At 70.5% G+C, this 22766-nt stretch carries 19 protein-coding genes and 2 pseudogenes; 14 read left to right on the plus strand and 7 right to left on the minus strand.

The genetic code is table 11. The features are described from left to right. Nucleotides 1-26 precede the first annotated feature (26 nt). The 8 genes and pseudogenes from GWK61_RS17100 to prmC all read left to right on the plus strand — a co-directional run. Complete coding sequence (locus GWK61_RS17100; protein ID WP_194909377.1) at nt 27-1322, plus strand: homoserine dehydrogenase; 1296 nt, start codon at nt 27-29, stop codon at nt 1320-1322. A 32-nt stretch (nt 1323-1354) separates the two neighbouring features. Continuing rightward, nucleotides 1355-2410 carry a threonine synthase gene (gene thrC, locus GWK61_RS17105; RefSeq protein WP_194909378.1) on the plus strand — a complete coding sequence of 352 codons (1056 nt, stop codon included), beginning with the start codon at nt 1355-1357 and terminating at the stop codon, nt 2408-2410. 52 nt (nt 2411-2462) lie between these two features. Beyond that, nucleotides 2463-3473: a homoserine kinase gene (gene thrB, locus GWK61_RS17110; protein ID WP_194909379.1), complete on the plus strand. Its 1011-nt coding sequence runs from the start codon at nt 2463-2465 to the stop codon at nt 3471-3473. 373 nt (nt 3474-3846) lie between these two features. Then, nucleotides 3847-5892 (plus strand): transcription termination factor Rho, encoded by a 2046-nt coding sequence (rho, locus tag GWK61_RS17115; RefSeq protein ID WP_194909380.1) that lies wholly within the window; start codon nt 3847-3849, stop codon nt 5890-5892. A gap of 283 nt (nt 5893-6175) precedes the next feature. Next, the gene (locus tag GWK61_RS17120; protein WP_323747606.1) at nt 6176-6964 is read left to right on the plus strand and encodes an alpha/beta hydrolase family protein; all 789 of its coding nucleotides are present in this window, start codon (nt 6176-6178) and stop codon (nt 6962-6964) included. A 92-nt stretch (nt 6965-7056) separates the two neighbouring features. Beyond that, the gene (gene rpmE, locus GWK61_RS17125) at nt 7057-7275 is read left to right on the plus strand and encodes a 50S ribosomal protein L31 (RefSeq protein WP_194909381.1); all 219 of its coding nucleotides are present in this window, start codon (nt 7057-7059) and stop codon (nt 7273-7275) included. A 102-nt stretch (nt 7276-7377) separates the two neighbouring features. Beyond that, nucleotides 7378-8448 (plus strand): peptide chain release factor 1, encoded by a 1071-nt coding sequence (gene prfA, locus GWK61_RS17130; protein ID WP_194909382.1) that lies wholly within the window; start codon nt 7378-7380, stop codon nt 8446-8448. 123 nt (nt 8449-8571) lie between these two features. Next, nucleotides 8572-9318: pseudogene (gene prmC / locus GWK61_RS17135) on the plus strand (peptide chain release factor N(5)-glutamine methyltransferase); the annotation flags it as partial. Nucleotides 9319-9384: 66 nt separating this feature from the next. Here the strand turns inward: prmC and GWK61_RS17140 are convergent. The 7 genes and pseudogenes from GWK61_RS17140 to GWK61_RS17170 all read right to left on the minus strand — a co-directional run. Next, a pseudogene (locus GWK61_RS17140) lies at nt 9385-10176 on the minus strand (ABC transporter ATP-binding protein); the annotation flags it as partial. 223 nt (nt 10177-10399) lie between these two features. Then, nucleotides 10400-11581: a thiolase family protein gene (locus GWK61_RS17145; RefSeq protein WP_194909383.1), complete on the minus strand. Its 1182-nt coding sequence runs from the start codon at nt 11579-11581 to the stop codon at nt 10400-10402. A 2-nt stretch (nt 11582-11583) separates the two neighbouring features. Next, nucleotides 11584-12525, minus strand: a complete 942-nt coding sequence (locus tag GWK61_RS17150) for a thiolase family protein (protein WP_194909384.1) — start codon at nt 12523-12525, stop codon at nt 11584-11586. Continuing rightward, nucleotides 12525-13553 (minus strand): Zn-ribbon domain-containing OB-fold protein, encoded by a 1029-nt coding sequence (locus tag GWK61_RS17155; RefSeq protein WP_194909385.1) that lies wholly within the window; start codon nt 13551-13553, stop codon nt 12525-12527. The genes GWK61_RS17150 and GWK61_RS17155 overlap by 1 nt, the downstream gene beginning before the upstream one ends. A 14-nt stretch (nt 13554-13567) precedes the next feature. Beyond that, on the minus strand, nt 13568-15136 hold the full coding sequence (locus GWK61_RS17160; protein ID WP_194909386.1) for an acyl-CoA synthetase: 1569 nt from the start codon (nt 15134-15136) through the stop codon (nt 13568-13570). Nucleotides 15137-15307: 171 nt separating this feature from the next. Next, entirely contained in the window at nt 15308-16195 is an 888-nt protein-coding gene (locus GWK61_RS17165; RefSeq protein ID WP_194909387.1) for an aminoglycoside phosphotransferase family protein, read from the minus strand. Nucleotides 16196-16464: 269 nt separating this feature from the next. Next, the gene (locus GWK61_RS17170) at nt 16465-17595 is read right to left on the minus strand and encodes an NAD(P)H-dependent flavin oxidoreductase (RefSeq protein WP_194909388.1); all 1131 of its coding nucleotides are present in this window, start codon (nt 17593-17595) and stop codon (nt 16465-16467) included. Nucleotides 17596-17780: 185 nt separating this feature from the next. On the opposite strand from GWK61_RS17170, the gene GWK61_RS17175 reads away from it, so the two are divergent. The 6 genes from GWK61_RS17175 to GWK61_RS17200 all read left to right on the plus strand — a co-directional run bounded on the left by GWK61_RS17175 (nt 17781) and on the right by GWK61_RS17200 (nt 22582). Next, on the plus strand, nt 17781-19094 hold the full coding sequence (locus tag GWK61_RS17175; protein ID WP_323747608.1) for an ABC transporter ATP-binding protein: 1314 nt from the start codon (nt 17781-17783) through the stop codon (nt 19092-19094). Beyond that, nucleotides 19094-19744 carry an ABC transporter permease gene (locus tag GWK61_RS17180; protein ID WP_194909389.1) on the plus strand — a complete coding sequence of 217 codons (651 nt, stop codon included), beginning with the start codon at nt 19094-19096 and terminating at the stop codon, nt 19742-19744. Before GWK61_RS17175 ends, GWK61_RS17180 begins: the two co-directional genes overlap by 1 nt. Continuing rightward, nucleotides 19741-20418, plus strand: coding sequence for an ABC transporter permease (locus GWK61_RS17185; RefSeq protein WP_194909390.1), 678 nt, complete (start codon nt 19741-19743; stop codon nt 20416-20418). Before GWK61_RS17180 ends, GWK61_RS17185 begins: the two co-directional genes overlap by 4 nt. A 50-nt stretch (nt 20419-20468) precedes the next feature. Continuing rightward, nucleotides 20469-21413 carry an ABC transporter substrate-binding protein gene (locus GWK61_RS17190; RefSeq protein ID WP_194909391.1) on the plus strand — a complete coding sequence of 315 codons (945 nt, stop codon included), beginning with the start codon at nt 20469-20471 and terminating at the stop codon, nt 21411-21413. A gap of 240 nt (nt 21414-21653) precedes the next feature. Beyond that, complete coding sequence (locus GWK61_RS17195; protein WP_194909392.1) at nt 21654-22190, plus strand: cysteine dioxygenase; 537 nt, start codon at nt 21654-21656, stop codon at nt 22188-22190. Beyond that, nucleotides 22187-22582 carry a rhodanese-like domain-containing protein gene (locus GWK61_RS17200; protein ID WP_194909393.1) on the plus strand — a complete coding sequence of 132 codons (396 nt, stop codon included), beginning with the start codon at nt 22187-22189 and terminating at the stop codon, nt 22580-22582. Before GWK61_RS17195 ends, GWK61_RS17200 begins: the two co-directional genes overlap by 4 nt. Nucleotides 22583-22766 lie beyond the last annotated feature (184 nt).

Below are 22766 nucleotides of genomic sequence, written 5' to 3' on the forward strand. Positions count from 1 at the left end.
ACCGACCGAGGCGATGGGGTTTTGCGATGCGTACTGAGCCGCTGAAGGTGGCACTGCTGGGCTGTGGAGTAGTCGGCTCGGAAGTCGCGCGCCTGATGACGGCCAACGCCGCCGACCTGGCCGCCCGGGTCGGCGCGCCGCTGGAGCTGGTGGGGATCGCGGTGCGCCGCCCGAACCGGCAGCGCGAGGTGCCCGGGGTCGACCCGAAACTGTTCACCACGGACGCCGAGGCGCTGGTCAAACGGGACGACGTGGACCTGGTCATCGAGGTCATCGGCGGGATCGAGCCGTCCCGGGCGCTGATCCTGGCCGCGCTGGAGTCGGGGAAGTCCGTGGTCTCGGCGAACAAGGCGCTGCTCGCCGAGGACGGCTCGACGCTGTACCAGGCTGCTGAGAAACACGGTGTGGACCTGTACTACGAGGCCGCGGTGGCCGGCGCGATCCCGCTGGTCCGGCCGCTGCGCGAGTCGCTGGTCGGGGACCGGGTGCACCGGGTGCTGGGCATCGTGAACGGCACCACCAACTTCATCCTGGACCGCATGGACACCACCGGCGCCGGCTTCGCCGAGGCGCTGGAGGAGGCCACCGCGCTGGGTTACGCCGAGGCCGACCCGACCGCCGACGTCGAGGGCTTCGACGCCGCCGCCAAGGCCGCGATCCTGGCCGGTCTCGCTTTCCACACCCGCGTCACCGCCTCCGACGTGCACCGCGAGGGCATCACCGAGGTCACCTCCGCCGACATCGCCTCGGCCCGGGCGATGAACTCGGTGGTGAAGCTGCTGGCGATCTGCGAGGTGGACGCGGAGGCCGGCAAGGTCTCGGCGCGGGTGCACCCGGCGATGATCCCGCGCAGCCATCCGCTGGCCGGGGTGCGCGAGGCGTACAACGCGGTGTTCATCGAGTCCGAGGCGGCCGGCCAGCTGATGTTCTACGGGCCCGGCGCCGGCGGGGCCCCGACCGCGTCGGCGGTGCTCGGCGACCTGGTGGCGATCGCGCGGAACAAGGTGACCGGATCGCGCGGGCCCGGGGAGTCGGCGTACGCCGGGCTCACGGTCCGGCCGGTCGGCGAGGCGCGGACCCGCTACCACATCAGCCTCGACGTGGACGACAAGCCGGGCGTCCTGTCGGCGGTGGCCGGTATCTTCGCAGAACAGGACGTATCGATCGCCACCGTGCGGCAGTCCGGCCGCGGGCTGGACGCGCAGCTGGTGATCGTGACGCACCTGGCCCCGGACGCGGCCCTGACCGCGACCGTGGCCCGGCTGCGGGCGCTCGACTTCGTGCGTGACGTGTCCAGCGTCATGCGCGTGGAATCCGATTGATCCCTCCCCGTGAAACAGAGGAGCTGGCGGACATGGTTTGGCGAGGCGTCATCGAGGAGTACCGACAGTGGCTGCCGGTCGACGCCGGCACGCCCGTCATCACGCTGGGCGAGGGCGGCACGCCGCTGCTGCCGGCCCCGCGCCTGTCCGCGCTCACCGGCTGCGAGGTGTTCGTCAAGGTCGAGGGCATGAACCCGACCGGTTCGTTCAAGGACCGCGGCATGACCACCGCGATCTCGCTGGCCAAGCAGGCCGGGGCCGAGGCCGTGGTGTGCGCCTCGACCGGCAACACCAGCTCCTCGGCCGCCGCCTACGCGGTGCGCGGCGGGCTCAAGCCGGTGGTGCTGGTGCCGGCCGGGAAGATCGCGCTGGGCAAGCTGGCCCAGGCGCTGGCGCACGGCGCGACCCAGCTGCCGGTCGAGGGCAACTTCGACGACTGCCTCCGGCTGGCCCGCGAACTGGCCGCCAAGTACCCGGTCGCGCTGGTGAACTCGGTGAACCCGGTCCGGCTGCAGGGCCAGAAGACCGCGGCGTTCGAGATCGTCGACGTGCTCGGCGACGCCCCGGACATCCACGCGCTGCCGGTCGGCAACGCCGGGAATATCTCCGCCTACTGGCTCGGTTATCAGGAGTACGCGAAGGAAGGTCAGGCTTCGCGCACTCCCCGGATGTTCGGCTTCCAGGCCGCCGGCGCCGCTCCGCTCGTGCACGGCGCGCCGGTCGAGTTCCCGGACACCATCGCCACCGCCATCCGCATCGGCAACCCCGCGTCCTGGGACCTGGCGGTCGCCGCGCGCGAGGACTCCACCGGCGTCATCGAAGCGGTGACCGACGAGGAGATCCTGGCCGCGCACCGCGTGCTGTCCGCCGAGGAAGGCGTCTTCGTCGAACCGGCTTCGGCCGCCGGCGTCGCCGGAATCCTCAAGATGGCACATGAGGGTCGGCTCGAGGCCGGCAAGCGGATCGTCGTCACGGTCACCGGACACGGCCTGAAGGACCCGGAGTGGGCGGTCAAGGCCGCCCCGCCGCTGCCCGAGGCGGTGCCCGCCGACGTGACGGCGGTGGCCGAGGCTCTCAGCCTCGCCTAAGGAAGGTTCTGATACAGCTGAGCCATCAAAGCCTCAGCACGAACGGAGCACAATGCCGAGCCCTGTCTTCCGAGCCGCCCCGGTGCGCGTCCGCGTGCCGGCCACCAGCGCGAACCTCGGACCCGGCTTCGACTCCCTGGGCCTGGCGCTCGGGCTGTACGACGAGGTGATGGTCCGGATAGCCGATGCCGGGCTGCGGGTGGACGTCGCGGGGGAGGGCGCCGACACCGTCGCCCGCGACGAGGGCCACCTCGTGGTGCGCGCCATGCGCGCGGCGTTCGACCGGCTCGGGGCCCGCCCGCCGGGTCTGGAGCTGGTCTGCGCCAACCGGATCCCGCACGCCCGGGGCCTGGGCTCCTCGGCGGCGGCGATCTGCGCCGGCATCGTCGCCGCGCGCGCCCTGACCGTCGGGGCGACGCTGTCCGACGAGGAGGTGCTCCAGCTGGCCACCGAGCTGGAGGGGCACCCCGACAACGTGGCGGCCTGCCTGCGCGGGGGCTTCACCATCGCCTGGTTGGACCAGGCGGGTGAAATCTCCGACGCGTCCGCGGCCGCGGCCCGGGCGCTGCGGGTGGACCCCGCGCCGGCCGTGCGGGCCGTCGCCCTCGTCCCGGACGAGGGCCTGTCGACCGAGGTCGCGCGGGGTCTGCTGCCCAAACTCGTGCCGCACGCGGACGCCGCGCGGACCGCCGGCCGGGCCGCGCTGCTGACCGCCGCGCTCACCGCGGGCCGCGCCGACCTGCTGCTGGCCGCCACCCAGGACCATCTGCACCAGGGCTACCGCGCGCCGGCCATGCCCGCCTCGGCGGAGTTGATCGCCGAGCTGCGCGCGGCCGGCCACGCCGCGGTGGTCTCCGGGGCCGGCCCGACCGTTCTGGTTCTGACGACGGAAGACCAGGTCCAGGCGGTGATCGCGGCCGGGGAGAAGGCCGCGCCGGCCGGCTGGCAGGCCTTCGGCCTCGCCGTCGACCTCGCCGGTGCGGTATCCTTGAGCTCGACCGAAGGCGCGGGGCGGGGAATGGATTCCGACAAGGGTTCAAACCCACGCCACGGGGGACTGTGATTCATAAGAGCAGCGCCCGCGTATGGTTTTCCTTGGGACGGCGCATCAATCCCTCGGCGTCCCGTTGACCACCACGAGGTGTTACTCTCCTGTCGAGCACCTACGTCTCCACTGGTGAGCGACAGCGCGACTCCCCTCCCTTGACGGGCACGACCGTCGTCGGCGGCGATTCGCGCGAGTGCGGTCTGGTATCCCCGCGTGAAAGCTTCCGCGACTGATCTGTGTCGAACCTGTTCACACACGTCGGTCGCACGTGCGGGCACCTGCACCGCAGCCTTGGTTCTAAATTCAACACTGCTCAACACAACCAGCACCTGTCCCCGGCTCGCGGTGGAGTTCTCCACCGGAACCGGCGACCAGGAAGGATCGCTTCGTGAGCGACACCACGACTGAATCCCCCGCCACCGCCCCCGCCGGGCGCGCCGGCAAGGGGCTGTCCTCGATGCTGCTTCCCGAGCTCCAGGCTTACGCCGTGAGCTTGGGGATCACCGGTACCGCGCGGATGCGCAAGGGCCAGCTCGTCGAGGCAATTCAGGAGAAGAACGGCGGTGCCGGCAAGGCCGAGCCCGCCGCCGCGGCTGCCCCCGCGCGGACCACCGCGCGCCGCACCCGCACCACCGCGGCCGCCGCCGAGAAGGCCCCCGCTGCGGAGCAGACCTCTGAGGTCCGCGCCGACATCCCCGAGCAGCCGCAGCGCGAGCGGGTCGAGAAGGCCCCGGTCGAGACCGCGGCTCGGGCCGAGCGCGCGGAACGTACCGAGCGCACCGAGCGTGCCGACCGCACCGAGCGGTCCGACCGCGCAGCCAAGGCCGCCGAGAGCGCCGTGGCCACCGCGGAGGGTCAGGCCCCTGCGAGCGCCGGCGCCGCGACGGCCACCGCGACCGTCGAGGCCGGCCCGGGTGCCGGCGACGGCACCGGCGGCGACCAGCAGCGCAACCGGCGCGACCGGAACAACAACCGCCGGGACCGCGACCGCGGCCGCGGCGAGGGCTCCGGCGAGCGCTCCGGTGAGCGTCAGCAGGGCCAGGGTCAGGGCCAGGCCTCGGGCAACCAGGGCCAGGGCCAGGGCCAGAGCCAGAATCAGGGTCAGAGCCAGAGCCAGGGCCAGAGCCAGAGCCAGAGTCAGAACTCCGGCGGCGGCGGAGACGACTTCGACGACCGCCGCGGCGGCAACCGCCGGACCCGGGACCGCAACCGCAACCGCGAGGACCGGCAGCAGAACCGCCGCAACCGCGGCAACCGCAACGAGAGCGGCGGCGACGTCGACACCACGATCACCGACGACGACGTCCTGATCCCGGTCGGCGGCATCGTCGACATCCTGGACAACTACGCCTTCGTGCGGACCTCGGGCTACCTGCCCGGGCCGGACGACGTCTACGTCTCGCTGGCCATGGTCCGCAAGAACGGTCTGCGCAAGGGCGACGCCGTCACCGGCGTCATCCGCGCCCCGCAGGAGGGCGAGCGCCGCGAGAAGTTCAACGCCCTGGTGCGGCTGGACTCGATCAACGGCCTGGAGCCGGCCGCGTCCCGCCAGCGTCCGGAGTTCAACAAGCTCACCCCGCTGTACCCGCAGGACCGGCTCCGTCTGGAGACCGAGCCGCACATCCTGACCACGCGCATCATCGACATGATCGCGCCGATCGGCAAGGGCCAGCGCGGTCTGATCGTGGCCCCGCCGAAGACCGGCAAGACCATGATCATGCAGGCCATCGCCAACGCGATCACCCAGAACAACCCCGAGTGCCACCTGATGGTGGTGCTGGTGGACGAGCGGCCCGAAGAGGTCACCGACATGCAGCGCTCGGTGAAGGGCGAGGTCATCGCCTCGACCTTCGACCGGCCCGCCGACGACCACACCACGGTCGCCGAGCTCGCCATCGAGCGTGCCAAGCGGCTGGTGGAGCTCGGCCACGACGTGATCATCCTGCTGGACTCGATCACCCGCCTGGGCCGCGCCTACAACACCAGCGCCCCGGCGTCCGGCCGCATCCTCACCGGCGGTATGGACAGCCAGGCGATGTACCCGCCGAAGAAGTTCTTCGGCGCGGCGCGCAACATCGAGAACGGCGGCTCGCTGACCATCCTGGCCACCGCCCTGGTGGAGACCGGCTCCCGCCTCGACGAGGTGATCTTCGAGGAGTTCAAGGGCACCGGCAACATGGAGCTGCGCCTGGACCGCAAGCTGGCCGACAAGCGCATCTTCCCGGCGGTCGACGTGGACCCGTCGAGCACCCGCAAGGAGGAGCTGCTGCTCGGCGCCGAGGAGCTCAGCATCGTCTGGAAGCTCCGCCGCGTCCTGCACGCGCTGGACCAGCAGCAGGCGATGGAGCTGCTGCTCGACCGGATGAAGAAGACCAAGTCGAACGCCGAGTTCCTGATGACCATCCAGAAGACCGCGGTGGGTCCGCAGGAGTAACGGTTTCAACCAGAAGTAATCAGCAGGGTGCGCGGACTGGTGGCCGGTCCGTGCGCTACGGCGGCGTCAGCCGCCGTAGCGCACGGAAAACTCGGCGGGAACGAGACTGGGTGTGCCGGACGGGCTCCCTCGCCCGGCCCGCGGCGAAGTCGCTGTTGGCACGAGCGTTGTGGGAGCTCGGCTTGCCAGCGCAGCGCCCGCAAGGGACCGGTGCAGCCAGGCTCGGAGCTCCGCCGATTTTCTCACCTGGCAACCAGTCCGCGCACCCTCTAAGGTGGCCGGGGTGACGATCACCCCGGCCACTCACCCGTACGGCCCCCATCCGTCCCAGATAGCCGACCTGTTCGTCCCCGATGGCGCCGGCCCCTTCCCGGTCGTGGTCCTGATCCACGGCGGCTTCTGGCGGACCCCCTTCGACCGCGAACTGATGGAGCCGCTCGCCGAGGATCTGGCCGAGCGCGGGTTCGCCGCCTGGAACGTCGACTACCGCCGGGTCGGCGACGGTGGCGGCGGCGGGGCCTGGCGCGTGACCCTGGACGATGTCGCCGCCTCACTGGACCAGCTGGGTGCGCTCTCGGCGCAGTTCCCGCTGGACACCGACCGGACCGCGCTCGTCGGCCACTCGGCCGGCGGGCACCTGGCGCTGTGGCTCTCCTCGGAGTTCCAGGTCGCGGCCGCGGTCGCGCAGGCCGGTGTGTCCAACCTGTACGACGCCGCGAACGAGCGCCTGGGTGTCGGCTCCCCGCGCGAAGGACTCGGCGTGCTGGACGTCCCGGCGACCGTGGAGTTCCTGGGCGGCACCCCGGACGAGGTGCCGGACCGCTACGCGGCCACCTCCCCCTCGGCGCTGCTGCCGCTGGAGACCCCGATCCTGCTGGTGCACGGCGACGAGGACGACCGGGTTCCGCTCTCCCAGTCCCGGAACTTCGCCGAGGCCGCCCGGGAGGCCGGGGACGAGGTCGAGGTCGCCGAGTTCGCTCGGATGGGGCACTTCGAACTGCTCGACCCGAAGCACGAGAGCTGGGGCCGGACCCTGGAGTTCCTGGAGCGGGTGCTGGGCCGGGGGGAATAAGCACCCCCGGCTGGCGGTTATGATGGTTCGTCGGTCCCGGTTCACCCCAATCCCATGGAGACCCGGCGGCCCATCGACCTCTAGGAGCCGAAATGAAGCCTGACATTCACCCGAGCTATCAGGTCACGACCGTGACCTGCGGCTGTGGCGCGACGTTCCAGACGCGCAGCACGGCCCCGAACGGCGTGATCCACGCCGAAGTGTGCTCGCAGTGCCACCCGTTCTACACCGGTAAGCAGAAGATCCTCGACACCGGCGGCCGCGTGGCGCGCTTCGAGGCTCGTTTCGGCAAGAAGGACGCCAGCAAGTAGCGCGTGCGGCGGCGCCGGTGCCGTGGACCCCTCGGGAGGTCCCGGTCCGGCGCCGCCGTCGTTGTTTTTGTGTGGGCGGTTCGCTTCTAGTGAGGACGTGACATGTTCGAGGTCATCGACGACCTGCTCGTTGAGTATGCCGAGCTGGGGACGAAGCTGGCGGACCCGTCCGTGCACGCCGATGCCGACGTCGCCCGCAAGCTGGGCAAGCGCTACGCCGAACTCGGCCCGATCGCCGAGACGTACCGGGAGTACCAGACCGTCGGCGGGGACATCACCGCCGCGGAGGAACTGGCCGCCGAGGACCCCAGCTTCGGCGAGGAGATCCCGGCGATGCAGGAGCGCCGCACCGAGCTGGAGGAGCGGCTGCAGAAGCTGCTGATCCCGCGCGACCCGATGGACGAGAAGAACGTCATCCTGGAGATCAAGGGCGGCGAGGGCGGGCAGGAGTCCATGCTGTTCGCCGGCGACCTGCTGCGCATGTACATGCGCTACGCCGAGCGCCAGGGCTGGAAGACCGAGGTCCTGGAGTCGACCGAGTCCGACCTCGGCGGCTACAAGGACGTGCAGGTCGCGGTCAAGGGCCGGGTCAACGAGGCCGGCGAGGGCGTCTGGGCGCGGCTGAAGTACGAGGGCGGCGTGCACCGCGTGCAGCGCGTGCCGGTGACCGAGTCGCAGGGCCGGATCCACACCTCGGCTGCCGGCGTGCTGGTGCTGCCCGAGGCCGAGGACGTCGAAGTCGAGATCAACCCGAACGACCTGCGGATCGACGTGTTCCGCTCCTCCGGACCCGGCGGGCAGTCGGTGAACACCACCGACTCGGCGGTGCGCATCACGCACCTTCCGACCGGCGTCGTGGTCAGCTGCCAGAACGAGAAGTCTCAGCTGCAGAACAAGGAATCCGCGATGCGGATCCTGCGGGCCCGGCTGCTGGCGGCCGCCCAGGAGGAGGCCGACAAGGAGGCCTCGGACGCACGGAAGTCGCAGATCCGCACCATGGACCGCTCCGAGCGGATCCGTACGTACAACTTCCCGGAGAACCGCATCAGCGACCACCGGGTCGGCTACAAGTCGTACAACCTGGACCAGGTGCTCGACGGCGATCTGGACGCGGTCATCCAGGCCTGCGTCGACGCGGACACCGCCGCGAAGCTCGCGGCCGGGGGGAACTGAGGCGGCGGGAGACCGGTGAGCGATTCCACTCCGGTGACACAGGATGCGGTTGGCGGCGGGAGCGGCGGGAGCGGCGGGACCGGTGCGGTAGGCGGCGCGGCCGCCGAGGCCAAGGGCTCGTCGTTGCTGCGCGCCGAGATCGCGCAGGCGTCCCTGCGGCTGGCCGAGGCCGGCGTCGGGTCGCCCCGGCACGACGCCGAGGAGCTGGCGGCGTGGGTGCACGGCGTGCGGCGGACCGAGCTGCACCGCGTGCCCGACCACGACTTCGACGCGCGGTACTGGGAGGTCATCGCCCGCCGTGCGAATCGCGAACCGCTGCAGCACATCACCGGCGCCGCGTACTTCCGCTACCTGGAACTCGCGGTCGGCCCGGGCGTCTTCGTCCCGCGGCCGGAGACCGAGGTGATGGTCGGCTGGGCCATCGACAAGCTGCGGGCGCTGGACGTCGCCGAGCCGCTGATCGTCGACCTGTGCACGGGATCCGGGGCCATCGCGCTGTCGATAGCGCAGGAGGTGCCGCGTGCCCGCGTGCACGCCGTGGAGCTGTCCGACGACGCTTATACGTGGGCCGCGCGCAACATCACGGCGTCGGAGGCCGGGGAGCGCGTGACGCTGCACCTGGCGGACGCGGTGACGGCGCTGCCGGAGCTGGACGGCCGGGTGGACGTGGTGGTGTCGAATCCGCCGTACATTCCGCTGACCGAGTGGGAGTACGTCGCGCCCGAAGCGCGGGACCACGATCCGGAGCTTGCGCTGTTCTCCGGGCCCGACGGCCTGGACCTGATCCGCGGCTTGGAGCGCACGGCTCAGCGGCTGCTGAAGCCCGGTGGCTGGGCCGCTTTCGAGCACTCCGACAAGCAGGGCGGCGAACGTCGCGTGCTCCGGCCGGAAGCCCACCAGCACGGCCGGTGACGTCAGTGGCTGCGCCACCTCCACGGGCACCTCGTACACGTCCGACTCGCCGATCAGCGCCCACCCGTGCTTGTACGTCCCCGGCACCAAGTTCATCGCCGGCGATCCCACGAACCCCGCCACAAACTCGTTCACCGGGTGGTCGTACAGCCTGCGCGGCGTGTCGATCTGCTGCAACGTGCCCCGGTTCATGATGGCGATGCGGTCGCCCATCGCCATGGCCTCGACCTGGTCGTGGGTCACGTACAGGGTCGTGATGCCGCTTTTGCGCTGCATCTGCGCGATGCGGGCGCGCGCCGTGGTGCGCAGCTTGGCGTCGAGGGCGCCGAGGGGTTCGTCCATCAGGAACACGCGTGGTTCGCGCACCATCGCGCGGCCGATCGCGACGCGCTGCTGCTCGCCGCCGGACAGGGTCTTCGGCAGGCGGTCCAGGCGGTCGCTGAGGTCCAGCTCCGCTGCGATGCGGCGGACGCGGCGCGAGACGGCCGAGGGTGGGGCGCCGGCGAGTTCCATGCGGAAGCCGAGGTTGCGGGCGACCGACATGTGCGGGAAGAGCGCGTAGCTCTGGAACACCATCGCCAGATCGCGTTCGCCCGGCGGGATCCCTTCCAGATCCTCGCCGTCGACCATGACCTGGCCACTCTGGATGTCCTCCAGCCCGGCGAGCATGCGCAGGGCCGTGGTCTTGCCGCAGCCGGACGGTCCCAGCAGCACCAGGAACTCGCCGTCCGCCACCGAAAGCGTCAGATTGTCAACTGCTTTGCGTTTCCCCTCCGGGTACGTGCAACTCGCCTGAATGAAATCGACTGTCGCCACACCGTCTCACCGCACTTCAGCCCAAGTGACCGGCCGCGTTCAGCCCTGCCGCGCCGGTGTTGAACGCGGACGTTACGCCGAGCTGAACGGCGTCGCAATACCCTTCCTCTTTTACGGTTGGACCGGGCGCCGGACATGACGCCAAGTGCGGCATATGACCGGCGCAAATTGTTGAATTCTCATCTCCGGCTGTTGGAAACAAGCCTGAAAACGATCAATCAACCTACGGCTTGTTCGCCCCCACCGCCCACATCGCGAAGAATTGAGACCCGCCGCCATAAGCGTGCCCCAAAGCCAACCGCGAGCCGTCCGCGGCAGCAGCCACCTGATGCTCCCCGGCCTGGCCACGCACCTGCTGCGCGGCTTCGGCGAACCGGATCATTCCCGAAGCCCCGATCGGATTCGACGAAAGCACGCCCCCGGACGGGTTCCAAGGGATGTCCCCGTCGAACGCGGTCGCGCCGGCCTCGGTCAGCTTCCAGCCCGCGCCCTTCTCGGCGAACCCCAGGTTCTCCAGCCACATCGGCTCGTACCAAGAGAACGGCACATACACCTCGGCCGCCGCGAACTGCCGCCGCGGCTCGGTGACACCGGCCTGTCGGTACACGTCGGCGGCGCAGTCCCGCCCGGCCCGCGGGTCCACGCTGTCCCGCCCGGCCATCCCCATCGGCTCCGACCGCATCGCCGCACCGTGCACCCAAGCCGGATGGCGCCCCGTCGCCGCCACCGCGGCCGAGGCGGCCCGCTCCGAGCCCAGCACCATCGCCACCGCCCCGTCGGAGGAAGGACAGGTCTCCAGATAGCGAATCGGATCCCACAACATCATCGATTCCTCGACCATCGCGAGGTCGATGTTCGGGATCTTCAAATGCGCGTAGGGATTCCGCAAGGCATTGATTCTGTCCTTGACCGCGACCATCATCCCGATATTGCCGGGAGCACCGGACTGCCGTATATAGGCCCGGATATACGGCGCGAAATACCCGCCGGCCCCGACCACCAGCGAGGCGGAGAACGGCGAGTGCGTGGACAGCGCCCACGTCGCGTTCGACTCCGACTGCTTCTCGAACGCCACCACCAGCACCCGCTCGTGCACCCCGGCCTGCACCTGCGAGGTCCCGACCAGCGCCGTCGACCCGCCGACCGAGCCGGCGGTGTGCACGCGCATCATCGGCTTCCCGGCGGCCCCGAGCGCGTCGGCCAGGTACAGCTCGGGCGTGGCGACGCCCTCGAACATGTCCGGGGCCTTCCCGAGCACGACCGAGTCGATGTCGGCGAACGTCAGCCCGGCGTCCTCCAGAGCCCGCAAAGCCGCCTCCCGCACCAGCCCGGCCAGCGAGACGTCGGCACGCTTGGTCCGGTACGCGGTCTGACCGACGCCGATCACGGCGCAACGGTTGCCCATGGTCAGTCCTGCCCTTCGGAATCGAGCACACACACCAAGTTGTGCTGGAGGCACGGACCCGCCGTGGCGTGCGCGACGGTCCGGCCGGCGCTGCCGTCGTGGATCCGAGCGGCAGCCTCGCCGATCCGGATCAGCCCGGTCGCCATGATCGGATCGGCCTTCCGCGGCCCGCCGGAGGCGTTCACCACGGTCTTCTCATCAAGGCCCAACTCGCGCCGCAGCAGGACCTCCTCGTGGTCGAACCGCGTGTGCAGCTCGGCGAAATCGACACGACCGGACCCGACCCCGGCCCGCTCGGCCGCCTGCCGAGCCGAAACGCTCCGCGTCAGATCCCGCGCCCCGACGCTGTGCGGCTCGATCCGATGGTCGATCCCGGTGATCCACGCCGGCCGCGCACGCACCCGCCGCGCCACCTCCCCGGCCGCCAGGATCACCGCGGCCGCGCCGTCGGTGGCCGGCGGCGGCGTCGGATCCGGATCGACGTCGAACCCGGCGTCCTTCAGAGCCCGCGCCTGCAGCCCGGCCATCGCCACATGCCCCGGCACCAGCGGCGCCAGGTAGTAGGGGTCGTATCCCAGAGAACTGATCCCGACCTGGTCCCCGACCGTGCCCTTCCCGAACCCGTACACCAGCGCCGTGTCGATGTCGCCGTGCTGGATCCGCACCCACGCCTCGTACAGCGCCCACGCCGCGTCCTGCTCCACATGGCTCTCGGCGATCGGCGGCCACGCGCCGATGGTGTCCAGCGCCGCGACGAACGAGAACGGCGTCCCGACCAGGTAGTCGTTCGACCCCGAGCAGGTGAAGCCGATCTCGGACCGCGTCAGCCCGGTCGCCTCCAACACCTCGTTCACCAACGGCATGACCAGGTCCGCCTCGGTCCAGCCGAGGTCGGAGAAACTGTGCTCGCTCTGCGCGAAGGCGACGACCGCGACGTCCCTCATCACACGTACTCCTCGAAGCGCTCGTAGGGGACGTCGGGTTCACCGGTCGGCGCGAACCACTTCAGGTTCTTCACCGACCGCGTCCGCTGGCCTGGCGGCACCCACACCGCCCGCACCCGCATCCCGATCCGCACGTCCTGCCACGGCACGTCGGATACCAGCACGAGCATCGCGATGTCGGCGCCGTCCAGCAGCACATAACCGCTGATGAACGGCACCTCCGGGGCGCCGGCCGCCGGGACGTTGTTGACCGCGAAGGTGGTCAGCACGCCGGTGTCCGGAAGATCGACCCACTCGGTCGCGGGCAGCCCGTCCGCCGGGCACGCGCCGCGCGGCGGGACGTAGACCTTCCCGCACGTCGGGCAGCGCGTGCCGCGGATCTGCCCCACGGCCATGCCGTCGATGAAGTGGTTCCACACGGTCCCAGGACGCAGCCGGTACTCCAGCCGGTGCGGCAGCGTGACCAGAGAGACGGGTTCGAGCTCCGCCTCGCCGGCCAGGACCGGCACCTCGGCCGGCCCCTCCCCCGGCACGAAGGACGCGATGTCCTTGACCGAGCCGGTGCGCTCGGCCCGCCACGTCGCGTGCACCCGCATCCCGGTCGCCATCACGGCCTTCGAGCCGCTGTCCACGACGTGCAGCAGCGCGGTGTCCGCGCCGTCCGGCCGGATCAGCGCCCACGCGAAGGGCCGGTCCAGCGGATGGTCCCCGCGCGGCTCGTCGACCCAGGTCCAGCTGGTCACGGTCCCGGCCGGGCCGACCTCGACCCAGTCCTCGTCCGCGGCGCCGAGCGCGGCCGCGGTCACCGGGTCGTATTCGGTCGGCGGGATCAGGACCTTGCCGTCGGGCGTCCGCACGCCGTGGATCCGGCCGGACCGCAGGCCGGTCAGGAAGCGTCCGATCACCGGGCCGGTGGAGCGGGTGTAGCCGCCGGGGAACTCCAGGACGTGCGGTACCCGCTCATCAGAAGTCTGGGAAGCCTGAGAAACCGAGGAGGCCGAGGATGTCTGGGAACCCTGAGTCGTCATCGTGACCCCGCGCCTCAGATCGCGCTCTGGTGACCGGCCCAGTACGGGTCGCGCAACCGCCGTTTGAACAGCTTCCCGTTGGGCTCGCGCGGCAGCTGATCGATGAAGTCCAGCGTCTTGGGCCACTTCAGGTGCGCCAACCGGCCGTCCAGGGAGGCGATGATCTCCTGGGCCAGCTCGTCGGAGCCCGAATACTCCTCGTTAAGCTCGACGACGGCCTTGATCTGCTCGCCCCAGTCCTCGTCCGGGATGCCGAACACCGCGACGTCGCCGACCGCCGGATGGCGCAGCAGCTCGCCCTCGATCTCGGCCGGGTAGATGTTGACGCCGCCGGAGATGATCATGTCGATCTTCCGGTCGCACAGGTAGAGGAAGCCGTCCTCGTCGAAGTACCCGACGTCGCCGACGGTGAAGAAGCCGTCGCGCCGGTTGGCCTCGGTCTTGGCCTTGTCGCCCTTGTACTCGAAGTCGCCGACGCCCATCTTCATGTAGACGGTGCCCGGCGTGCCGACCGGCGCCTCCGCGCCGTCGTCGTCCAGCGCCTTGACCTCGCTGATCGGCCAGGCCCTGCCGACCGTGCCGGGATGCGCGATCCACTCCTCGGGGGTGGCGATGGTGCCGCCGCCCTCGGTCGCTGCGTAGTACTCGTAGATCACCGGGCCCCACCAGTCGAGCATCGCGCGCTTGACGTGCTGCGGACACGGCGCGGCGGCGTGGATCGCGACCTTCATCGAGGAGACGTCATAGCGCTGCTTCACCTCGTCCGGCAGGTGCAACATGCGGTGGAACTGCGTCGGGACCATGTGCGTGTGCGTGGCCCCGGTCCGCTGGATCATCTCCAGCGTGCCCTCCGGCGTCCACTTGTCCATCAGCGCCAGCGTGTGGCCCATCTGCAGCGCGGTGCCGCCGAACTGGGTGACCGCGGTGTGGTAGTTCGGCGAGGTGACCAGGTGCACGCCGCCGCCGAAGGGCTTGATGCCGAAGAAGCCGGGCAGGACGGTCCCCAACTCGGCCATCATGTCCGGGTCCTGGCCCGACAGCGCGCGCCGCACGCCCTTGGGCTTGCCGGTGGTGCCGGAGGTGTAGTGCATCGCGGTGCCGTAGCTGCGGTTCTCGGGCAGGTCGGTGCTGTGCCCGGCGCGGAACCGCACCAGCGGCGTGAAGCCGGGGATGTCGCCGCCGACGCTGATCAGCGCCTCCTTCGGCAGCCCGTGCCCCTCCTTCTCCAGCTCGGCGACGGCGGCCAGGCCGATGTCGGCGAAGCGCGCGTGGCAGAAGAACGCCTTGGCCTCGGCGTCGTGGACGATGTAGGCGACCTCGGGGCCGGCCAGGTGGAAGTTGATCGGCGTGTAGTACCAGCCGGCCTGCAGCGCGGCGGCGTAGATCTCGACCATCTCGACCAGGTTCGGCATCAGCAGCGTGAGACCGTCGCCGTCGGCCAGGCCGAGGGCGCGCAGCGCGTGCACGGTCTGGTTGGCGCGCGCCAGGACGTCGCCGGCCTTGTGTTCGGCCCCGGCCTCCTCGATGACGGCGGTCCAGTCGGGGTCGGCTTGCGCGATCTTCCAGAAACCCAGCCCTGCCATGCGCGACTCCCGCCTACTCCATCTGATGGATCGTCAGTAGTGGAGTACAACACGGCCCCTGAGAGGCTGCAAGGGTTTCGCGGGGCAGAACTAGAACGAGTTCTTGTTGGTGCGATTGACCTCCGACAACAGCTCCGACAACAGCTCCGACGACAGTTCTGACGACAGCGCTCAGTCCTCGGCGAGCGCACGCTCCAACGTGGCGTACCCGGCCGGTTCCCACGTCGGCTTACCACCGGGCTTGCCCAACCGCCCCGCCCGGCCGATCGCGATCAGATTCAGGGCCCGCATCACCGCCCAGCCGCGGGCCCGGGCGATGTCGGCCTCGTCGGCACGTCCGTAGGCCTCGAAGAACGGGTTCGCCGAACCCGCGGGCAGCAGGATCCAGGCCGCCGACAGATCGATCGCCGGGTCTCCGGCCCCCATGTCACCGAAGTCGACGACCCCGGCCAGCGCGCCGTCGCGGACAATCACGTTGGCCGGATGCAGGTCTGCGTGCAGGAATTGCGGCGCTCCCGGCCACACCGGCGCCGCGACAGCCTTCTGCCACACCTTGAGCGCGTCGTCGGCACTCGGATGGCCCTCGATCTTGTCCAGCCACCGCTCGAAGTCCCCCGGCCGCACGGCGCTGGGACCTGCGTGCCGGGGATTGGCCGGAGCGTCGTCGGGGGCGTCGTGGTGCAACGCGTTGAGAAAGGCCGCCAGGCGCTCCGCCGACTCGGCACGCGTGATCGGTGTCAGATCAGCCGGCTCGCCCTCGACCCAGCGCATCACCGTCCAGGGATGTTCGAACAGTTCTGAGGGTTCCCCGATACGCACCGGCACGGGAACCGGCAGCGGCAGCCGCTCGGCCAATACCGGCAGCCACTTCTGTTCCTGTCGCAACTGCAACGGGGCTTCGCCGTAGCGCGGCAGCCGCACCGCCAACTCGTCCCCGAGGCGGAACTGCTGGTTGCCCCAACCCCCGGCGACGTCCCGGATCTCCAGGTCCGCCAGATCAGGGTGCTGTTCCCGCAACAAGGCCTGGACCAGGCTGTGTTCATATACGAAGTCGCCCATCGGCCCACGCTAGCCGAACAGCCGACACCGGGGCCTCTAGAGCGCGGAAAGAGACCCCGGTGCCCCGTTCGCGTCTGCCCTCGGCGCGACCGGTTGGGGCACCGCGACCGCAGGGGTCACCGGTGCCAGTTCGCAGAGTACGGCGTGACAGCCGGTGACCGCACGGTTATCGGCGGATGTGGATGATTTTCCGCCTGTACCCCTTACGGGCGTTCGCAGTCGCGAACAGCCGCGCCGTCGATCAGCAGGTGTCTGTCAACAGACGTCTGTCAGGCCTCGGTGATCGCGCCGAGCCGCTCGACCGCGGCCACGTACTCCTCGACCAGCTGGTAGATCACCTCCCGCACCGGCCGCACGTCGGTCATCGAGCCGACGATCTGCCCGACCGGCATCCCCATCAGCTCGGTGCGCCCGGCGCGCGCGATGCGGCGGTGCGCCTCGGAGACCAGCATGTACTGCAACGGCATCGGCAGCGCGCCGGGGGAATCAGCGCCCTCCCAGGCGTCGGTCCAGTCGGTGCGCAGCTGGCGCGCCGGTTTGCCGGTGAGCGCGCGGGAGCGGACGGTGTCGCGCGAGGAAGCGGCGAGCAGCTTGGGGACCACGCGCGGATCGGTGTCGGCCTCGGCGACGGTCAGCCAGATCGAGCCGGTCCACGCGCCCTGCGCGCCGAGCGCCATGGCGGCGGCGACCTGCCGTCCGTTGCCGATGCCGCCGGCCGCCAGCACCGGGGTGTCCCCGACCGCGTCGACGACCTCGGGGATCAGCACCATGGTGGAGATCTCGCCGGTGTGGCCGCCGGCCTCGGTGCCCTGCGCGACGATGATGTCGACGCCGGAGTCGACCTGCTTGCGCGCGTGGTGGGCGCTGGAGGCCAGGCCGGCGGTGCGCACGTTGTTCCGGTGTGCCAGCTCGACGATATCGGCGGGCAGCGGGCCCAAGGCGCTGGCCAGCAGCGCGATCGGGTGATCGAGGGCGACCTCGACCTGCGGGCGCGCGGTGGCGTCGGTCCAGCCGAGCAACTGATGGCTGTGGTCGCCGTCGGCGGGGAGTTCGGGCACCTCGTACTTGTCGAGGATGCCCTCGACGAAGTCGCGGTGCTGCGAGGGGATGTAGGACTTGAGCGTCTCCTCCATGCTCGTGCGTGCCGAGTCCTTGGCGGAGACCTCGTCCACCGAGGTGGAGACCGAGGCCGGCATGACGACGTCGACGCCGTACGGCTTGCCGTCGGTGTGCGCGTCCAGCCAGCGCAGCTCGGTCTCCAGCTCGTCGGGGGTGAAGTAGACGGCGCCCAGGACGCCCAGGCCCCCGGCCCGGGTGACCGCCGCGACGACGTCGCGGCAGTGGCTGAACGCGAACAGGGGGAATTCGAGGCCCAGGGATGCCGAGAGCGGGGTTCGCATGGGACGGACGGTAGGGCCGGGTGCGTGAAACTGCAACAGGTTCTAGTGTGCTCCGTGCCGATAGTCCACCCGACCTCCAACCGCGACCTTCCGACAATGAGACGCCCACTGTTCACATCGTGGGCATGCCGGTCCTTGCCGCTGCTTGACCAACCTTTGACCGACCCACCGGCTAGGCTCGCGGGGTGATTTCCTTCGTGCAGGTCGGAAAGACCTACCCGGACGGGACGGTGGCTGTCGCCGCGACCGACCTGACCGCCGAGAGCGGCCGCATCACGGTGCTGGTCGGTCCGTCGGGGTCGGGCAAGACCACCCTGCTGCGGATGGTCAACCGGATGATCGACCCCACCAGCGGCGAAATCCTCATCGACGGGGTGGACGTGCGGTCGAAGTCCGCACCGGAGCTGCGGCGCGGGATCGGCTACGTGATCCAGAACGCCGGGCTGTTCCCGCACCGGACGGTGCTGGCCAACGTGATGACCGTGCCGCGGCTGCTGGGCTGGTCCCGGGACAGGGCGCGCGAGCGGGCCATGGAGCTGCTGACGACCGTCGGGCTCGAGGAGTCCCACGCGAAGCGCTACCCGTTCCAGCTCTCCGGCGGTCAGCAGCAGCGCGTCGGCGTGGCGCGGGCGCTGGCCGCCGATCCGCCGGTGCTGCTGATGGACGAGCCCTTCAGCGCCGTGGACCCGGTGGTACGCAAGGACCTGCAGACCGAGCTGCTGCGGCTCCAGTCGGAGCTGAGCAAGACGATCCTGTTCGTCACCCACGACATCGACGAGGCGATCCAGCTCGGCGACAAGGTCGCGGTGCTGAACACCGGCGGGGTGCTGGAGCAGTTCGACACCCCGACCGAGCTGCTGGCGAATCCGAAGAACGCGTTCGTCGAGAGCTTCCTGGGACTGGACCGCGGCGTGCGGCGGCTGTCCTTCTTCTCCTCGTCCGGCGTGCCGCTGCGGCCCGAGCCGGTGGTGGCGTTCGACGCCCCGCCCGCCGAGGTGCTGGCGCGCCGGGGTTCGCAGCCGTGGCTGCTGGTCGTGGACGGCGAGCACAAGCCGCTGGGCTGGCTGCCGGCCGACCAGGTGCCGGCCGACGGGGACCTGAGCCGGGTACCGGTCGGGGACCTGACCTCGTACGGGCACACGTTCGACGCCGAGGTGGACTCGCTGCGCGCGGCGCTGGACTCGGCGATCCTGTCGCCGTCCAGCCGGGCGGTCGGCGTGGGGGAGGACGGCCGGGTGATCGGCGTGGCGTCGGTGGAGGAGCTGGTGCCGGCGATCAGGGCGGCTCAGGGCGCGAGTGCTCCGGAGATCGTGCACGGCGGCAGCCCTGACGCCGAGCCGATCGGCGGTTCGGGGATCGGCGACAGTGTCACGGATGTCAGCGACGCCGTTCCCGACACCGGCCGGATCGTCAACCCGGCGACCGACCAGATCGGCGGCCCGGAAGTCGGCGACGCTGTTCCTGAGACCGGCACCGGCGACGGCCCGGAGACCGTCTGATGAGGTCCGCGGGCCTGTTCCCCCACATCCCCAGTTATCTGGGCACATACGGTTCGCTGATCCAGCAACAGCTCACGATGGCCCTGCTGTCGGTGCTGTTCGGGCTGATCCTCGCGATGCCCGTGGCACTGCTGTGCGTGCGCTTCCCGAAGCTCTACGCGCCGATGGTCGGGCTGCTGACCGTCATCTACTCGCTGCCGTCCATCGCGTTGTTCGTGCTGCTGGTCCCCTCCACCGGACTGACGCAGACCACGGTCATCATCCCGCTGTCGCTGTACAGCCTCGCGGCCCTGGTCCCGAACATCGTCGAGGGCGTGCGCGGGATCCCCGAGGACGTCCGCCTGGCCGCGGTGGCCATGGGCTACACCGGCGCGCGCCGCCTGATCGCCGTGGACCTGCCGCTGGCGGTGCCGCCGATCATGGCCGGGCTGCGGGTGGCGACGGTCGGGAACGTCAGCATGGTCAGCGTCGGCACGGTCATCGGCGTGGGGGCGTTCGGCGCCCTGTTCACGGCCGCGGCGCAGCTGAGCCGGTCGGACCTGGCGATCACCGGCATCGTCGTGATCGTGGCGCTGGCGCTGGCCTGCGACCTGGTTCTGGTGGTCACCCAGCGGCTGCTCACGCCGTGGAACAAGCGGAGGTCGGCGTGAACGTCCTGAGCCAGGCCTGGGGCTGGCTGACCACAGCGGCGAACTGGCACGGGTCCGACGGGATCCCGACCAGATTCCTGGAGCACTTCGAGTACTCGGTGGAGGCGGTGCTCATCGGGGCCCTGATCGCCTTCCCGCTGGGCCTGCTGACCGGGCACATCAAGCGCGGCGGGCTGCTGGTCACCTCGCTGGCGAACGTGGCGCGCGCGCTGCCGACGCTGGGCCTGGTGGTGCTGCTGGTGGTGGTCCTGGGCGTGAAGTTCCGCGCCGTGATGATCCCGCTGGTGGCGCTGACCGTGCCGCCGATCCTGCTGAACACCTACGAGGGCGTGCGGAACGTGGATCCGCAGCTCACCGACGCGGCCAAGGGCATGGGCCTGCGGCCGTGGCAGGTGCTGTGGCGGGCCGAGGTGCCGGCGGCGCTGCCGCTGATCCTGACCGGATTCCAGTTCGCGGCGGTGAACGCGGTGGCGAACACGGCGATCGCGGCGTACTCCTCGTTCGGGGGGCTGGGGCGGTTCGTGATCGACGGGCTGGCGACGACCGACTACGGGATGGTGGCCGGGGGCGCGACCCTGATCGTGTTCGCGGCGATCCTGAACCTGGTGTTCTTCGCGGTCTTGCGGAAGTTGTTGGTCTCTCCGGGACTCAGGCAGAAGAAACAGACCGTTTAGCGCGCCAAGCAGGGGGGCCGGCTTTCAGCACCGCACGAAGGACGCCCCGCATGAGCAAGACCCCTCGCACCCTGCTGTCGACGACGGTTTCGACGATGGTTTCGACGACGGCCGCGGCCGGCGCTCTGGCCGCGGCCGCACTCGCCGTCACCGCCTGCACCAGCGGCAACCCGCTGGTCCCCGGCCCGAAGAAGGGCCAGGTGACGGTCGGTTCGGCCAACTTCCCGGAGAACGTGCTGCTGGCCGACATCTACGCCTCGGCGCTGAAGGCGAAGGGCGTGAAGGTCGGCGTGCGGTTCAACGTCGGCAGCCGCGAGGTGCTGTACCAGCAGGTGCAGCAGGGTTCGCTGACGGTGCTGCCGGAGTACAACGGCGCGCTGCTGGCGTATCTGGACTCGAAGACGCGCGCCGCCACCACCGCGGACATCAACGCCGAGCTGCAGGCGTTGCTGCCCGCGAAACTGGAGATCCTGGACTCCTCCCCCGCCGAGGACAAGAACGCCCTGGTGGTCACCGCCGCGACGGCAGCACGGGACCACCTGGCGTCGATCGCGGACCTGGCACCGTACGCACCCTCGATGAGCATCGGCGGCCCGCCGGAGTTCAAGGAGCGCTACCAGGGCCTGCCGGGCCTGAAGGACAAGTACGGCCTGACGTTCAAGAGCTTCGCCTCCCTCGACACCGCCGGCCCGATCACGGTCAAAGCCCTCGCCGACGGCACAGTGCAGGTCGCGACGCTGTTCACGACGGACCCGAACATCACCTCGCGCGGCTTCAAGGTACTGACCGACCCCGAGCAGGTGTTCACCGCGCAGAACGTGACGCCGCTGGCCTACCGCGACAGCATGACGCCGGTCGCCGTGGCGACGCTGAACGAGGTGTCGGCGAAGCTGGACACGGCGGCGCTGGCGGGGATGATGGCGCAGATCATGAATCAGAAGCGGGACATCGATGTGGTCGCGGATGATTGGCTGAAGGCGGCGAAGTTGCGGTAGGCGGGATGGTGTCCGCATCCCGGACACCCCGCGTCCGCCATCCGACACGCCGTGAGACAAATGCCTGTCCACATCCCGGGCGCCCGCGCCACGCCACCGCCCGCCCGTGTCAGCATCTGCGCATGTCCGCTCCGCTGCTCGCCTGGTCCGACCGCCCGGTCGACCTGCTGCGCGTGGCGTCCTGCATGTGTACCGGGGCCTTCCCGACCTCGACCTCACATCCCGGACCCCGGAGCAGACATGTCCTCGGCTTTGCAGACGCCCACGCCTGATCTCGACCTCGGCCTCGGCGCCAACCTCGACTACGACGTCGCCGAACCCTTTCTGCGCGACCTCGTCATCCCCGACCGCCCCCTGTGGACCCCGACGCAGCTCCGGGACCTGACCTCGGCGCTGGCCGGCGGCGCCTACGCCGACCGCCTCCGTCCGCTGGTGCAGTACACCGAGCCGCAGCGCTGGTGGACGCGGCTGGCCCTGACCCGCGGGGTCGAGGTCTGGCTGCTCAGCTGGCTGCCCGGGCAGGGCACGCGGCCGCACGACCACGGCGGTGCCGCCGGCTCGTTCGCCGTGCTGACCGGCGAGGTGCAGGAGGAGCACCGGTACCCGGGCGGTCCCATCGGGGTGCGCAAGCTACAGGTCGGTGACGGTCTGGGATTCGGCGGCGATCGCGCGCATAGCGTCCGGCAATCGGGTATCGGTCCTGCCGCGACCGTGCACGCCTATTCGCCCCCGCTGCTCCCCACCCGGGAGTACGAGAGCCTGGAGGACCTGGTTTGAGTTCCGTGGACGCCTTCCTGGACAAGGCCCGCTCCGGGCTCGCGCGCGTCACGCCGGAGGAGGCCGACGCGCTGCGCGGCGAGGGTGCGCTGCTGATCGACATCCGGCCGTACGCGAACCGGGAGGCCGAGGGCGAGATCCCCGGCGCGCTCCCGGTCGAGCGCATCCACCTGGAGTGGCGGCTCTCGCCGGACAGCGAGTGGCGCCTGCCCGGCGTCACGGCCGAGTCGCAGGTCATCGTGTTCTGCAACGAGGGCTACGCCTCCAGCCTGGCCGCCCGCGACCTGCAGCTGCTGGGCCTGACGCGGGCCACCGACCTGGTCGGCGGGTTCCGTGCCTGGGCCGCCGCCGGGCTGCCGACCGAGCCGGGCGGGAAGCCGGCGCTGCCGTAGCAGGTCAAACCCACCCCGGTGCCAGGTCGGTACCCCGATCGATCAAGCACCACCCGACCATGTAACGCGGATGGCCGAAGCCCCAACCGAGCCTCGGCCGCAGCATCTTGATCCAGACCGGGCCGGTCGCAGCCACAAACGGTCTCGAAAAGGTCTCGAAACGGCTTTGTGGGAAGGCTGCCGC

The sequence above is a fragment of the Catenulispora rubra genome, from assembly GCF_015356825.1.
Taxonomy (GTDB): domain Bacteria; phylum Actinomycetota; class Actinomycetes; order Streptomycetales; family Catenulisporaceae; genus Catenulispora; species Catenulispora rubra.